Genomic DNA, 13,787 nt, shown 5'->3' on the forward strand with positions numbered 1-13,787 from the left:
AATCCTCAAAGGTGATAACGCGCGGCACTCTAGCAGATCGGCGGAGTTACCGCTCGCAGCACAGCGCCCTTGCTGCATAATGAGAGGCAACTTTTTCCTGCGCCAGACAGTCCCTAATGCGGTTCGTGCTGTCTGCCCCAGACCTCGTTGCAAGCGCCCGGAGGCGCAAGGTTCTCCACTATGATCCAGCGGTTTCGTCAATTGGCGCTGAGCGCCGTGCTACTTCCCCTCGCCCTCGCCTGCCAGGCGGCCAACGGCACCCTGCCTGACAACGTCGAGAAAGCCCTCAAGGCCAACAAGATTCCCGATGGCTCGCTGTCGGTCATGACCGTGCCACTGGGCGGACAGACCGGCGGCCTGCAGTTCAACGCCGACGTCTCGGTCAACCCGGCCTCCACCATGAAACTGGTGACCACCTTCGCCGCGCTGGAGCTGCTCGGCCCCAACCATCAGTGGCAAACCGAGTTCTACGGCGACGGCCCGCTGAAGGACGGCGTGCTGCACGGCAATCTCTACCTCAAGGGCGGTGGCGATCCGAAACTGAACATGGAGAAACTCTGGCTGCTGCTGCGCGACCTGCGCATCAACGGCGTGCGCCAGGTCCAGGGCGACCTGGTGCTGGACCGCAGCTTCTTCGTCGCGCCCCAGCTGCCCGCCTTCAACGACGATGGCGGCGACAGCAACAAGCCCTTCCTAGTCGCCCCCGATTCGCTGCTGGTCAACCTCAAGGCGCAACGCTTCATCACCCGCGCCGAGGACGGCAAGGTGCAGATCGCCATGGACCCGCCCATCGCCAGCGTGCGCATCGACAACCAGGTGCGCCTGCTCAAGGCGTCCACCTGCCCGTCCTGGCCGGACATCCGCTACAACGCAGTGCAGCAGTACGACGGCACCACGCTGATCGTCAGCGGCCAGCTGGCCGAAGGCTGCAGCGCACAGACCTACCTGTCGCTGCTCGACCACCCCAGCTACACCGCTGGCGCGGTGCGCAGCATCTGGAAGGAACTGGGCGGCAAGATCCTCGGCAAGGACCGCCTCGCCCCGCTGCCGGAAGACGCGCGCCTGCTGGCCCGCGCCTTGTCACCGGACGTGGTGGAAATCGTCCGCGACATCAACAAGTACAGCAACAACACCATGGCCCGGCAGCTGTTCCTCAGCATCGGCGCGCAGTTCCGCACCGACGCGGACAAGGACGACGCCATGGCCGCGCAACGGGTGATCCGTGACTGGCTGGCGCGCAAGGGCATCACCGCACCGCATCTGGTGCTGGAGAATGGCTCCGGGCTGTCGCGCGCCGAACGCATCAGCGCCAGGGAAATGGCCCTGATCCTCCAGGCGGCCTGGCGCAGCCCGTATTCCGCCGAGTTCCGCAGCTCCATGCCGCTGGTGGCCATGGACGGCACCATGCGCAGGCGCCTGCAACGCACCCCGCTGGTGGGCGAGGCGCACATCAAGACCGGCACGCTGAACAACGTGCGCGCCATCGCCGGCTACAGCCGCGACAGCAACGGCGAGGACTGGGCGGTGGTGGCCATCCTCAACGACCCGAAGCCCTGGGGCGCGACCTCGATTCTCGACCAGGTGCTGCTCGACACCTACACGCAGCCCAAGCGCTGACGATGCCGTGGCCGGTGCAGTCCGGGGGCCAACCTGCGGACTGCACCGGCTACGCAATCAACGCGCGCTGAAGCGCCAGGCGCGATGGATCCTGGCATTGCGCGCAAAGTCCGGATCGAGCGTCTGCGCGCTGATCTCCTCGACCTGATAGCGAGCCATCAGGCTCTCATCCAGCTGGAACTTGCGGAAGTTGTTGGAGAAATACAGCACGCCGCCGCGCGCCAGGCGCGCCATGGCCAGGTCGAGCAGCTCGACATGGTCGCGCTGCACATCGAACACCCCTTCCATGCGCTTGGAATTGGAGAAGGTCGGCGGATCGATGAAAATCAGGTCGTACTCGCCCCGGTCCTCACCCAGCCAGGCCATCACATCGCCCTGCTCCAGGCGCTGTTTGTCGGAGAAACCGTTCAGCGACAGATTGCGCCGCGCCCAGTCCAGGTAGGTTTTCGACAGGTCGACGCTGGTGGTGCTGCGCGCCCCGCCCTTGGCCGCATGGACCGTAGCCGTGGCGGTGTAGCAGAACAGATTCAGGAAGCGCTTGCCGGCCGCCTCGCGCTGGATGCGCATGCGCAGCGGCCGGTGATCGAGGAACAGCCCGGTATCCAGATAGTCGGTGAGGTTGACCAGCAGCTTGACCCCGCCCTCGTTCACTTCCATGAACTGGCCCTGGGCCGCCTGACGCTGATACTGCTTGGTACCGGCCTGACGCTCACGGCGCTTGATCGCCACACGGTTCTGCGCCACGCCCAGCGCCTGGGGAATCGCCGCCAGCGCATCGAGCAGGCGCGCCTGCGCCTTCTCCGGATCGATCGAGCGCGGTGCCGCGTACTCCTGCACATGCACCCAGTCGCGGTACAGATCGACCGCCAGCGCATACTCCGGCATGTCCGCATCGTAGAGTCGATAGCACTCGACCCCCTCGCGGCGCGCCCACTTGCCCAGTTGCTTGAGGTTCTTCTGCAGACGGTTGGCGAACATCTGCCCGCCCTCCGACAGGCGCGCCTGTTGCGGCGCTTCCTGCTCGGGCTCGTCGACGTTCTTCGCCCGGCGCTCGCCGGTCACGAACTGTTCGGTCTGCACCTTGATCAGCAGCAGTTTGCAGGCCAGCGCGCCATTCCAGAAGGCATATTGCTTGTGGCTGCGCAGGCCCATGCGCTTGCCCAACTCAGGCGCCCCGGTGAACACCGCGGCCTCCCAGCCCAGGCAGGCCTGGCGCAGGCGCTCGCCGAGGTTCTGGTAGAGGTACAGCAGGCTGGCTTCATCCCCCAGGCGCTCGCCATAGGGCGGGTTGCTGATCACCAGGCCTTTCTGGTTCTGGTCCGGACGCGGTTCAAAGTGAGCCAGCTCGCCCTGATAAATCTTCACCCAGTCGGATAACCCGGCACGCTCCACGTTGTTGCGCCCCGGCTGGATCAGGCGGGGATCGGCCTCGTAGCCACGAATCCACAACGGTGGCTTGGCCAGGCCAGCCGCCGCACGCTGCTCGGCCTCGGCATGCAGCTTCTTCCACAGCGCCGGCACGTGCCCGAGCCAGTTGGAGAAGCCCCAGCGTTCGCGCTTGAGGTTCGGGGCGACGTCCGCCGCCATCAGCGCGGCCTCCACCAGGAACGTACCGACACCGCACATGGGGTCGGCCAGGGCGCCGCCCTCGGCGGCGATACGCGGCCAACCGGCACGGATCAGCACCGCAGCCGCGAGGTTTTCCTTGAGCGGCGCCGCGCCCTGCTGCAGGCGATATCCGCGCTGGTGCAGGCTGTGCCCGGACAGGTCCAGGGACAGCACCGCCTCTCCCCGGTCCAGGCGCAGGTGAACGCGCAAGTCGGGATTGACCTTGTCGATGCTCGGACGCTCGCCAGCGGCGGTCCGCAGCCGGTCGACGATCGCATCCTTGACCTTGAGCGCGCCGAAATGGGTGTTGTCGATGCCCGAACCCTGGCCGCTGAACTCCACCGCCAGGCTACCGGCCGGCTCCAGGTGATCGCGCCAGTCGACCGCCTTGACCCCGTCATACAGCTGCTCCGCGCTGTTCATGGTGAAGCGCGACAGCACCAGCAGCACACGGTTGGCCAGGCGCGACCACAGGCACAGGCGATAGGCGACCTCGATCTCGGCATGGCCACGGACTGCCGCCGTCTGCTCGCGCGCTTCCTCCAGCCCCAGCGCCCTGGCCTCTTCCAGTAACAGACCTTCGAGCCCCTTGGGGCAAGTCAGCACGATTTCGTAACGATCAGACATGGTGTCCTACTGCCTATGGCAATCCGGGAGATGCGGCGGCGCACCTCGACTCAAAAATAAGTGACAAAACGTCACACGGCGACCCTTCGTCGGAATAAGCAAGCGCTCTCATTCGCACTAGCACTTTGCAGGCATGCCTGCGCTCAGCCAGGCCCCACGGCGTCTGGCCGAATGGGCCTGGATGTATTCCCAGCCCCCTTATGGCGCCACCCTCATTTAGGTTACGCCCTTATGACAAATCGATCATTCACAGGCCTCGGTGCATTCGTTAGAACACTACCTAAGGCGCTCGTTGCAACGGCGAGTGCACAGAAGGTCCGCCACGCCGGCAGCGGACCTTCGCAGGCAGACATTTTCTGCCCGGCCTTGCTACAAGGCCAACGGGACATAACAGTCAACAGTGAGGGCAACACCCTATGAGAAGACTTAAGCGTGATCCGTTAGAACGAGCTTTCTTGCGCGGCTATCAGTACGGCATCAATGGTAAATCCCGCGAACTTTGCCCCTTTACCCTGCCATCGGTACGTCAAGCCTGGCTCAATGGCTGGCGTGAGGGCCGTGGTGACAACTGGGATGGGCTGACCGGCGCGGCCGGTATTCATCGACTCAACGAACTTCACGCTGTCGGCTGATCAGGATCACACCCGACTTCACCATGCCGACCCCATCCGGGCGGCGGGCGCAAGCCCAGGGGCTCCTTCGGGAGCCCTATTTATTTACGCAGTGCCGCGATCGCATCCACCGCTTCACGGATCAACGCCGGCCCCTTGTAGATGAACCCCGAATAGATCTGTACCAGGCTGGCTCCGGCAGCGATCTTCTCCGCCGCATGCCGACCTTCGGTGATGCCGCCAACGGCGATGATCGGCAGTCGACCGGACAGCTCGCCAGCCAGCACCTTGACGATATGCGTGCTCTTGTCGCGCACCGGCGCACCGGACAGGCCGCCGGCTTCGTCGCCATGGGCCAGCCCCTCGACACCTTCGCGGCTGAGCGTGGTGTTGGTCGCGATCACCGCGTCCATGTCCGCGCCCAATAGCGCCGACGCCACCAGCGCGGTTTCTTCATCGCTCATGTCCGGGGCGATCTTGATCGCCAGCGGCACGCGCTTGCCATGCTCCTGAGCCAGGTCCTCCTGACGGCGACGCAAGGCTTCCAGCAGCTCCTTGAGCGAGTCGCCGAACTGCAGGCTGCGCAGCCCGGGCGTGTTGGGCGAGCTGACATTGACCGTGACGTAGCTGGCGTGGGCGTACACCTTGTCCAGGCATGCCAGGTAGTCATCCACCGCACGCTCCACCGGGGTATCGAAGTTCTTGCCGATGTTGATGCCCAGTACACCCTTGAATTTCGCAGCCTTGACCCGTTCGAGCAGATGGTCGACGCCCTGGTTGTTGAAACCCATGCGGTTGATCACTGCCTCGGCTTCCGGCAGGCGGAACAGGCGCGGTTTGGGGTTGCCCGGCTGCGGCCGTGGCGTCACGGTGCCGATCTCGACGAAACCGAAGCCAAGCTGGGCAAAGCCGTCGATGGCGTCGCCATTCTTGTCCAGCCCCGCCGCCAGCCCCACCGGGTTGGCGAACTGCAGGCCCATCACGTTGACCGGCAAGCTGGCCGGCGCCTTGGTCAGCAAACCATTGAGCCCCAGACGCCCCCCCGCCCCGATCAGGTCGATGGACAGCTCGTGGGAGGTTTCCGGGGAAAGTTTGAACAGCAGCTCGCGGGCCAGGGTGTACATGGGCAGGCTCAGCTCGACAGATAGAGGGTGGGCGGACCGGCGATTATAGCCGTGCACGCATGACGGGTGCGAGGCACGTGCGCCAGATCAGCCCAGAGGGCGTAAGCTCAGCAGCTCGCCGGCATCATTGAATTCCAGAACGAAGGAACCATGGATGCCCGCATGGGTCAAATACGGCCGCAAATGATGCGCTGGCAAACTAACTCGGCGTCCGTCGCGGCTTTGCGCCATAATCCGGTTGGCCTGGCCCCGATAGATGGCCTGCACTCGTTCGGCCGATAACGCAATATCCAGCACCAAGCTGGGCATGGAGGCACCCTCGCAAATGAATGCGGCTATTTTGCCACAGACCTACGCAGCCACAGGCGCTCACGTGCCGCACCACGCTGTATGGGCAATAGCCGCCTGTGTCTGCCACACTGCAGTAGACGCTTCAGGAGCGACCTGTCGGCCATGAGCCTGCCCGAATCCTCCACCCTTGGTGGCCGCCTGACGGCCCTGGCACAACGCCTGGGGTTGCTGGGTCGTGCCTCGCGGCAGATCTTCGCCAGGGCCAGCGTGCTGCGTCTGCCATTCAAGGTGCTTCCAGCGCCGGCCGACAGCATCTGCTGGCATGAGGGCCCGCAACTGCAACAGCTGCTCCACCTCCCTCGCGGCGCCCTGTCCGGCCCGGTACAGGAGGACAAGGCCCAGGCGCATTCCGCACTGACCCAGGTCGTGGAGGCGCAGACGCAACAACTGCAATCCTTCGACCTGCGCCTGATCGACGGTTTCGCCTGTACGACTCCCGCCCCCGGCTACGGCAGTTTCGAAGACTATGCGGCGAGCGAGCATTGCCGGCAGGTCCGCATCATCAGCTACAAGGACTTCCTCAAGGCCATGAGCCAGCCCTTGCCACGCTTCATGGCCGGCGACCCGGTCGAGTTGCTGCAAGCCAACTGGCGCACCCGCACATTCTGGGCCGGGGAAACACGAGGGGAAGCCTTCGCCAGTGCGATTGCCTATGCGCGCAGACGCGGCCTGGAAGTGCTGCTGCCCGCCAACATGGTGCGTTATCGCCTGAGCGAGACGGGGCTGGACAACCTACAGCACCGCTACCACGTACTGGCCATGCCTGAAGAGGCCTGGAGCGATCCTGGCTTCATGGGCTTGCTGCTGGACAACGGCATACCCTACGCGCGCCTGTCGCTGCTGAAGAAAGCCGGCAAGCCGGAGTTCCTCCTGCTCCCCAAGGAGCACCAGGACGCCACCGCCCTGGGCGAAGGACTGCGCCTGGCCGGCGCGCCAAACGTGCTGGATTATCTACGCGAGCTGGCAAGCGTCGCCGAGTGATCGCTGGCGTCTATTCGTCGCTGCCGCGCAACAGGCGTCCGATCATGTCCAGCGAATAACCTCGATAGGCGAGAAACCGCCCCTGCTTGGCACGCTCACGAGCGTCCATGGGCAACTGACCGGCAAACTTGCGCTGCCAGGTCTCACGCAACGACTCGAACCAGTCGATAGCGCTTTCGCGCAGCGCCTGATCGATGTCGCTGCGCTCCAGCCCCCGCTGCCCCAGTTCTTCGCGAATGCGCTGTGGCCCATAGCCGGCACGCGCACGATAGGCAACGAAGCTTTCCAGATAGCGCGCCTCGGACAGCAGGCCTTCCTCGGACAAGCGCTGCAAGGCCGCCTCTATCAGCTCCTGCGGTGCACCGCGCTTGCGCAGCTTGCGCGTCAGCTCGACACGCCCGTGCTCACGCCGGGCAAGCAGGTCCATGGCCGCCCGCCGAACGGCGAGCGGGTTGTCCAGTATCGCGGTCATGCGTGCGCGGCGGGCTTAGAAGTCGACTTCTGCGTCAGCCAGGTCATCGGCAGTCGCCTTCGCCGGCGTGCTGCTGACCAGCAGCTTCTGACGAATCTGACCTTCGATCTCGCGTGCCACGGCCTGATTGTCTTCCAGGTACTTGGCGGCGTTGGCCTTGCCCTGGCCGATCTTGTTGCCCTGGTAGCTGTACCAGGCACCCGACTTTTCGACCAGGCCCTGCTGCACGCCGAGGTCGATGATCTCGCCGTTACGGTAGATGCCCTTGCCATAGAGGATCTGGAACTCGGCCTGACGGAAAGGCGGAGCGACCTTGTTCTTGACGATCTTCACCCGCGTTTCGCTACCGACCACCTCTTCACCCTCTTTCACCGCACCCGTACGACGGATGTCCAGGCGAACCGAGGAGTAGAACTTCAGCGCGTTACCACCGGTAGTGGTTTCCGGGCTGCCGAACATGACACCGATCTTCATGCGGATCTGGTTGATGAAGATGACCAGGCAGTTGGCGTTCTTGATGTTACCGGTGATCTTGCGCAGCGCCTGGCTCATCAGACGAGCCTGCAGGCCGACGTGCATGTCACCCATCTCACCCTCGATTTCCGCCTTCGGCACCAGGGCCGCAACGGAGTCGACGATGATCACGTCGATGGCGTTGGAGCGCACCAGCATGTCGGTGATTTCCAGGGCCTGCTCGCCGGTGTCGGGCTGGGAGACCAGCAGGTCGTCGACGTTGACACCCAGCTTGCCGGCGTAATCCGGGTCCAGCGCATGCTCGGCATCGACGAAGGCACAGGTGGCACCGAGCTTCTGCGCTTCGGCGATCACCGACAGCGTGAGCGTGGTCTTACCGGAGGATTCCGGACCGTAGATCTCGACGATGCGGCCCTTGGGTAGGCCGCCGATGCCCAGCGCGATGTCCAGCCCCAGCGAGCCGGTGGAAATGGCCGGAATCGCCTGGCGCTCGTGATCGCCCATGCGCATGACCGCGCCCTTGCCAAACTGCTTCTCGATCTGGCCCAGGGCAGCCGCCAAGGCACGCTTCTTGTTCTCGTCCATTCTATCCTCGCATGTTCAAGAGGGCCGGCAGGCCACCAACAACTGTATAAGTAGCCAGTATTATTCCACAGGGCAAGTCGTCCGCCTACCCCAGGGAAGGATTTTCCTCCGCCAACAGGGCGAGAAGCCCCGTCAGTGCGGCCTCGACCGTTTGTCGGCGCACCTGATCACGGCCTCCGGCGAACTGTTTGCGCACGCTGAAAAGCCGCTCGCCATCGCCCCAGGCCAACCAGACAGTGCCCACCGGCTTCTCCGCCGAGCCGCCGTCGGGACCGGCCACTCCGCTGACCGCGACCGCGTAACGCGCGCCGCTGTGCGCCTGAGCCCCTCGCACCATCGCCTCGACGACTTCCTGGCTGACCGCACCGACACTAGCGAACAACTCGCTGCACACGTCCAGCTGCCTGGTTTTCTGCGCATTGGAGTAGGTGACATAGCCCGCCTCGAACCAGGCCGAACTGCCGGGAATACGGGTAATGGCCTCGGCGATCCCACCGCCGGTGCAGGACTCTGCGGTGCTCACCTGGGCGCCCACCCTTTTCAACCCGTCACCCAGTTGCGCGGCCAGTCGATCGATTCTGTCCATGTCCGTCCCTCGTTCATCGAACGGACAACCCTACACAGCTTGAACCGCCAGTGGAACGCGCAAATGTCGTCTAGTGTTATCTCCGGTGACGGAACGAAAGGAGACGCGAGATGTGGCTGTCACGCAATAAAGAGCAGAAGGACGCGCCCAGCGCCGGAACGGCCGAGCTGCAGGCCATACGACAATCGATGGCGATGATCGAGTTCACCCCGGATGGCATCATCCTCGATGCCAATCGCGCCTTTCTCGAGGTGGTGGGCTACAGCCTGGAGGAGATCCTCGGCCAGCACCACCGACTGTTCTGTTCGCGCAGCCTGAGCGAGAGCCTGGCCTATCAGCAATTCTGGCAGCGCCTGCGCCAGGGCGAACACTTCAGCGACCGTTTTCCCAGGCTGACGCGGGATCGCCGGGAAGTCTGGCTCGAAGCCACCTACATGCCGATCCGTGACGCCCAGGGCACGGTGACCAAGGTCATGAAGATCGCCACCGACATCACCCGTCAGGTCGCCGCCGAGCACATGCACGAAAGCTACATCAAGGCCATCGACCGCTCCATGGCGGTAATCGAATTCAACCTGGATGGCGAGGTGGTCAGCGCCAACCAGAACTTCCTCGACCTGATGGGTTATACCCGCGACGAGGTGATCGGCCAGCATCACCGGATGTTCTGCCTGGCAGAAGACAGCCACAGCGACGACTACCGTGAGTTTTGGGCACGCCTCAACAAGGGCGAGTTCATGTCCGACCGCTTTCGCCGCGTCACCAAGCACGGCCGCCAGGTCTGGCTGCGCGCGACCTACAACCCGCTGTACGACGCCAACGGACGCGTGTACGGCGTCGTCAAGTTCGCCAGCGACATCACCACCCAGGTCGAGCGCCGCGACTCCGAAGCCGCCGCCGCGCAACTGGCCCACGACATCGCCAAGGAGACCGACGTCTCCGCCGATCACGGCACCCGCACCGTGGCGCAGACCGTCGCGGTGGTCAACGACATCGCCAGCGAACTGGCCAACGTCGCGGAGCAGATCGAAGGCCTGAACAAGCAGTCGGAACAGATCACCAGCATCGTCCAGGTCATCCGCGGCATCGCCGACCAGACCAACCTGCTGGCACTCAATGCCGCGATAGAAGCCGCACGCGCCGGTGAACAGGGGCGCGGATTCGCCGTGGTCGCCGATGAAGTCCGCCAGCTGGCCTCGCGCACCAGCCAGGCCACCCAGGAGATCAACGGTGTCGTCCAGGAGAACCAGAGCCTCACGCGTAACGCCGTGGCCAGCATGGCCACGACGCGCGAACACGCACGCACCGGCGTCGACCTCGCCAACCAGGCCGGCGAGGTGATTCGCGAGATACGCAGCGAGTCGCAGCGGGTGGTCGAAGCCGTCGCCCAGTTCTCGGTGACGTTCACCGACTGAACGCGAATCGCTGCCGATTCGGGGTCCACGCGGTGGGCGAAGTATGGGAAAATTCCCGGCTTCGTCACACCCACCGCACCTAAGGCCCGGCATGACCGATCTCTCCGCTCACACCCCGATGATGCAGCAATATTGGAAGCTGAAGAACCAGCACCCGGATCAGCTGATGTTCTATCGCATGGGCGACTTCTACGAGATCTTCTACGAGGATGCGAAGAAGGCCGCCAAGCTGCTGGACATCACCCTGACCGCGCGCGGCCAGTCGGCCGGTCAGTCGATTCCCATGTGCGGCATCCCCTTCCACTCGGTCGAAGGCTACCTGGCCAAGCTGGTCAAGCTTGGCGAGTCGGTGGTGATCTGCGAGCAGGTCGGCGATCCGGCCACCAGCAAGGGCCCGGTCGAGCGCCAGGTGGTGCGCATCATCACTCCCGGCACCATCAGCGACGAGGCCCTGCTCGACGAACACCGCGACAACCTGCTGGCTGCCGTGCTGGGTGACGAGCGCCTGTTCGGCCTGGCCGTGCTGGACATCACCAGCGGCCGCTTCAGCGTTCAGGAAATCAGGGGCTGGGAAAACCTGCTGGCCGAACTGGAGCGTCTGAACCCCGCCGAGTTGCTGATCCCCGACGACTGGCCACAGGGCCTCCCAGCCGAAAAGCGCAAGGGCTCTCGACGTCGCGCGCCCTGGGACTTCGACCGCGACAGTGCCTTCAAGAGCCTGTGCCAGCAGTTCGGCACCCAGGACCTGAAAGGCTTCGGCTGCGAAAACCTGACCCTGGCCATCGGCGCCGCCGGCTGCCTGCTGGGCTACGCCAAGGAAACCCAGCGCACCGCACTGCCCCACCTGCGCAGCCTGCGTCACGAACGCCTGGACGACACGGTGATCCTCGACGGCGCCAGCCGCCGCAATCTGGAGCTGGACATCAACCTCTCCGGTGGGCGCGACAACACCCTGCAATCGGTGATGGATCGCTGCCAGACCGCCATGGCCAGCCGCCTGCTCGGGCGCTGGCTGAACCGTCCGCTGCGTGATCGTGCCGTACTCGAAGCGCGTCAGAACGCCATCGCCTGCCTGCTCGACGGCTACCGTTTCGAGACGCTGCAACCGCAGCTCAAGGAGATCGGCGACCTGGAGCGGATCCTGGCCCGTATCGGCCTGCGCAACGCCCGTCCACGCGACCTCGCCCGCCTGCGTGACGCTCTCGCCGCACTGCCCGAGCTGCAGCAGGCGATGACTCCGCTGGACACGCCGCACCTGCAGCAACTGGCAAGCAGCATCGCCACCTACCCCGAGCTGGCCGACCTGCTGGCCCGCGCCATCATCGACAACCCGCCGGCGGTCATCCGTGACGGCGGCGTGCTGAAGACCGGCTACGACGCCGAACTGGACGAACTGCAGGCAATGAGCGAGAACGCCGGCCAGTTCCTCATGGACCTGGAAGCGCGCGAAAAGGCCCGCACCGGCCTGGCCAACCTCAAGGTCGGCTACAACCGCGTGCACGGCTACTTCATCGAACTGCCGACCAAGCAGGCGGAGTCGGCCCCCGCCGATTACATTCGCCGGCAGACGCTCAAGGGCGCCGAGCGCTTCATCACCCCGGAGCTGAAGGAGTTCGAGGACAAGGCCCTGTCGGCCAAGAGCCGTGCCCTGGCCCGCGAGAAGATGCTCTATGACGAACTGCTGGAGCGCCTGATCGGCCACCTGGCGCCGTTGCAGGACAGTGCCGCGGCGCTGGCCGAACTGGATGTGCTGAGCAACCTGGGCGAACGCGCGCTGAATCTCGACCTGAACCGCCCGCGCTTCGTCGAAGAACCCTGCATGCGCATTGATCAGGGCCGCCACCCGGTGGTCGAGCAGGTGCTGACCACACCGTTCGTGGCCAACGACCTCGACCTCGACGACAACCGCCGCATGCTGATCATCACCGGTCCGAACATGGGCGGTAAATCCACCTACATGCGCCAGACCGCGCTGATCGTGCTGCTGGCGCACATCGGCAGCTTCGTCCCTGCCGCCGCCTGCGAACTGTCACTGGTCGACCGTATCTTCACCCGCATCGGCTCCAGTGACGACCTCGCCGGTGGACGCTCGACCTTCATGGTGGAGATGAGCGAAACCGCCAATATCCTGCACAACGCCAGCGAACGCAGCCTGGTGCTGATGGACGAGGTTGGCCGTGGCACCAGCACCTTCGACGGCCTGTCGCTGGCTTGGTCGGCGGCCGAACACCTGGCCCGCCTGCGCGCCTTCACCCTGTTCGCCACCCATTACTTCGAGCTGACCGTGCTTCCGGAAAGCGAGCCGGTGGTGGCCAACGTGCACCTCTCGGCCACCGAGCACAACGAGCGCATCGTCTTCCTCCACCACGTCCAGGCGGGGCCTGCGAGCCAGAGCTACGGCCTGGCCGTGGCACAGCTGGCGGGCGTGCCCGGCACCGTGATCAGCCGCGCCCGTGAGCACCTGGCGCGTCTGGAAGCCACCAGCCTGCCGCACGATCGACCTCGGCAAGAGCCCGGACAGCCGCAAGCACCGATGCAGAGCGACCTGTTCGCCAGCACGCCGCACCCGCTGCTGGAGCAATTGCATACGATCAATCCGGATGATCTGACTCCGCGCAAAGCGTTGGAACTGTTATATACATGGAAGACGCAGATCTAACGCTCAATACAACAAACTGCTAGAATCGCGCGCAATTTTACGACCGCCCGGTTTACAGCCTGAGCCGCGGCCCCTGACAGAGCGCCTGAGAGCCCTTCACAGAAAGGGCCCAGGCCGCCGCCCGAGGAGAGAATCAGACATGACCTTCGTCGTCACCGACAACTGCATCAAGTGCAAATACACCGACTGCGTGGAAGTCTGCCCGGTGGACTGCTTCTACGAGGGCCCGAACTTTCTGGTCATCCATCCTGACGAGTGCATCGACTGCGCCCTGTGCGAGCCGGAGTGCCCCGCCCAGGCCATCTTCTCGGAAGACGAGGTGCCGGAAGACCAGCAGGAGTTCATCGAGCTGAACGCCGACCTGGCTGAAGTCTGGCCGAACATCACCGAGAAGAAGGACGCCCTGGCCGACGCCGAAGAGTGGGATGGCGTGAAGGACAAGCTGCAGCACCTGGAGCGCTAAGCCGCTGCAGAACGCAAAGACCCGCCAAGTGCGGGTCTTTCGCATTATGGGATAGCCTCACTCGGAACAGTCGGCGCACCGCGGTGCACATCGCGGAGGCCAGTTGCCGGCGCCACGCCTGACGTGGCGGGTGCCCTTGCGGATTGCGGGCAGGAATGGCGGGCAAAAAAAGGGGCGGCTTGCGCCGCCCACTTTTATTCCCTAGTCCCTTTAT

Annotated in this window: 12 protein-coding genes; 6 read left to right on the plus strand and 6 right to left on the minus strand. The window is 64.5% G+C overall.

Going from position 1 to position 13,787, the window contains the following annotated elements:
- The first annotated feature begins 180 nt into the window (after positions 1-180).
- Positions 181-1,617, plus strand: a complete 1,437-nt coding sequence (dacB, locus tag EWH21_RS17020; RefSeq protein ID WP_277698902.1) for a D-alanyl-D-alanine carboxypeptidase/D-alanyl-D-alanine-endopeptidase — start codon at positions 181-183, stop codon at positions 1,615-1,617.
- Positions 1,618-1,674: 57 nt separating this feature from the next.
- Here dacB and rlmKL read toward each other — a convergent pair whose 3' ends face one another.
- Complete coding sequence (gene rlmKL, locus EWH21_RS17025) at positions 1,675-3,852, minus strand: bifunctional 23S rRNA (guanine(2069)-N(7))-methyltransferase RlmK/23S rRNA (guanine(2445)-N(2))-methyltransferase RlmL (RefSeq protein ID WP_277698903.1); 2,178 nt, start codon at positions 3,850-3,852, stop codon at positions 1,675-1,677.
- A 416-nt stretch (positions 3,853-4,268) separates the two neighbouring features.
- Here rlmKL and rmf point away from each other — a divergent pair, with 416 nt between their 5' ends.
- Positions 4,269-4,484, plus strand: coding sequence for a ribosome modulation factor (gene rmf / locus EWH21_RS17030; RefSeq protein ID WP_080756998.1), 216 nt, complete (start codon positions 4,269-4,271; stop codon positions 4,482-4,484).
- An 80-nt stretch (positions 4,485-4,564) separates the two neighbouring features.
- On the opposite strand, the gene EWH21_RS17035 is transcribed toward rmf, so the two are convergent.
- Both EWH21_RS17035 and EWH21_RS17040 read right to left on the minus strand, forming a co-directional pair.
- Positions 4,565-5,587, minus strand: coding sequence for a quinone-dependent dihydroorotate dehydrogenase (locus EWH21_RS17035; protein ID WP_037053235.1), 1,023 nt, complete (start codon positions 5,585-5,587; stop codon positions 4,565-4,567).
- A gap of 87 nt (positions 5,588-5,674) precedes the next feature.
- A complete protein-coding gene (locus tag EWH21_RS17040; RefSeq protein ID WP_080756997.1) occupies positions 5,675-5,896 on the minus strand; it encodes a DUF2835 domain-containing protein in 222 nt (73 codons plus the stop codon).
- 144 nt (positions 5,897-6,040) lie between these two features.
- Here EWH21_RS17040 and EWH21_RS17045 point away from each other — a divergent pair, with 144 nt between their 5' ends.
- Positions 6,041-6,919, plus strand: coding sequence for a DUF6685 family protein (locus EWH21_RS17045; RefSeq protein WP_277698904.1), 879 nt, complete (start codon positions 6,041-6,043; stop codon positions 6,917-6,919).
- A gap of 10 nt (positions 6,920-6,929) precedes the next feature.
- Here the strand turns inward: EWH21_RS17045 and recX are convergent, their stop codons facing one another.
- From recX to EWH21_RS17060, 3 genes are all read right to left on the minus strand, one after another.
- Positions 6,930-7,391: a recombination regulator RecX gene (recX, locus tag EWH21_RS17050; protein ID WP_152489200.1), complete on the minus strand. Its 462-nt coding sequence runs from the start codon at positions 7,389-7,391 to the stop codon at positions 6,930-6,932.
- Between the two features lie 15 nt (positions 7,392-7,406).
- Positions 7,407-8,450 carry a recombinase RecA gene (gene recA / locus EWH21_RS17055; protein WP_037053238.1) on the minus strand — a complete coding sequence of 348 codons (1,044 nt, stop codon included), beginning with the start codon at positions 8,448-8,450 and terminating at the stop codon, positions 7,407-7,409.
- 85 nt (positions 8,451-8,535) lie between these two features.
- The gene (locus tag EWH21_RS17060; protein ID WP_134677536.1) at positions 8,536-9,036 is read right to left on the minus strand and encodes a CinA family protein; all 501 of its coding nucleotides are present in this window, start codon (positions 9,034-9,036) and stop codon (positions 8,536-8,538) included.
- 110 nt (positions 9,037-9,146) lie between these two features.
- Between EWH21_RS17060 and EWH21_RS17065 the strand changes: the two genes are divergently transcribed.
- The 3 genes from EWH21_RS17065 to fdxA all read left to right on the plus strand — a co-directional run bounded on the left by EWH21_RS17065 (position 9,147) and on the right by fdxA (position 13,573).
- Complete coding sequence (locus tag EWH21_RS17065) at positions 9,147-10,451, plus strand: PAS domain-containing methyl-accepting chemotaxis protein (RefSeq protein ID WP_277698905.1); 1,305 nt, start codon at positions 9,147-9,149, stop codon at positions 10,449-10,451.
- Between the two features lie 91 nt (positions 10,452-10,542).
- Positions 10,543-13,110 (plus strand): DNA mismatch repair protein MutS, encoded by a 2,568-nt coding sequence (gene mutS, locus EWH21_RS17070; protein WP_277698906.1) that lies wholly within the window; start codon positions 10,543-10,545, stop codon positions 13,108-13,110.
- Between the two features lie 139 nt (positions 13,111-13,249).
- Complete coding sequence (fdxA, locus tag EWH21_RS17075; RefSeq protein ID WP_037053831.1) at positions 13,250-13,573, plus strand: ferredoxin FdxA; 324 nt, start codon at positions 13,250-13,252, stop codon at positions 13,571-13,573.
- Positions 13,574-13,787 lie beyond the last annotated feature (214 nt).

Origin of the sequence: Pseudomonas sp. REST10 (genome assembly GCF_029542605.1) — a bacterium.
Classification (GTDB): Bacteria; Pseudomonadota; Gammaproteobacteria; order Pseudomonadales; family Pseudomonadaceae; genus Aquipseudomonas; species Aquipseudomonas khazarica.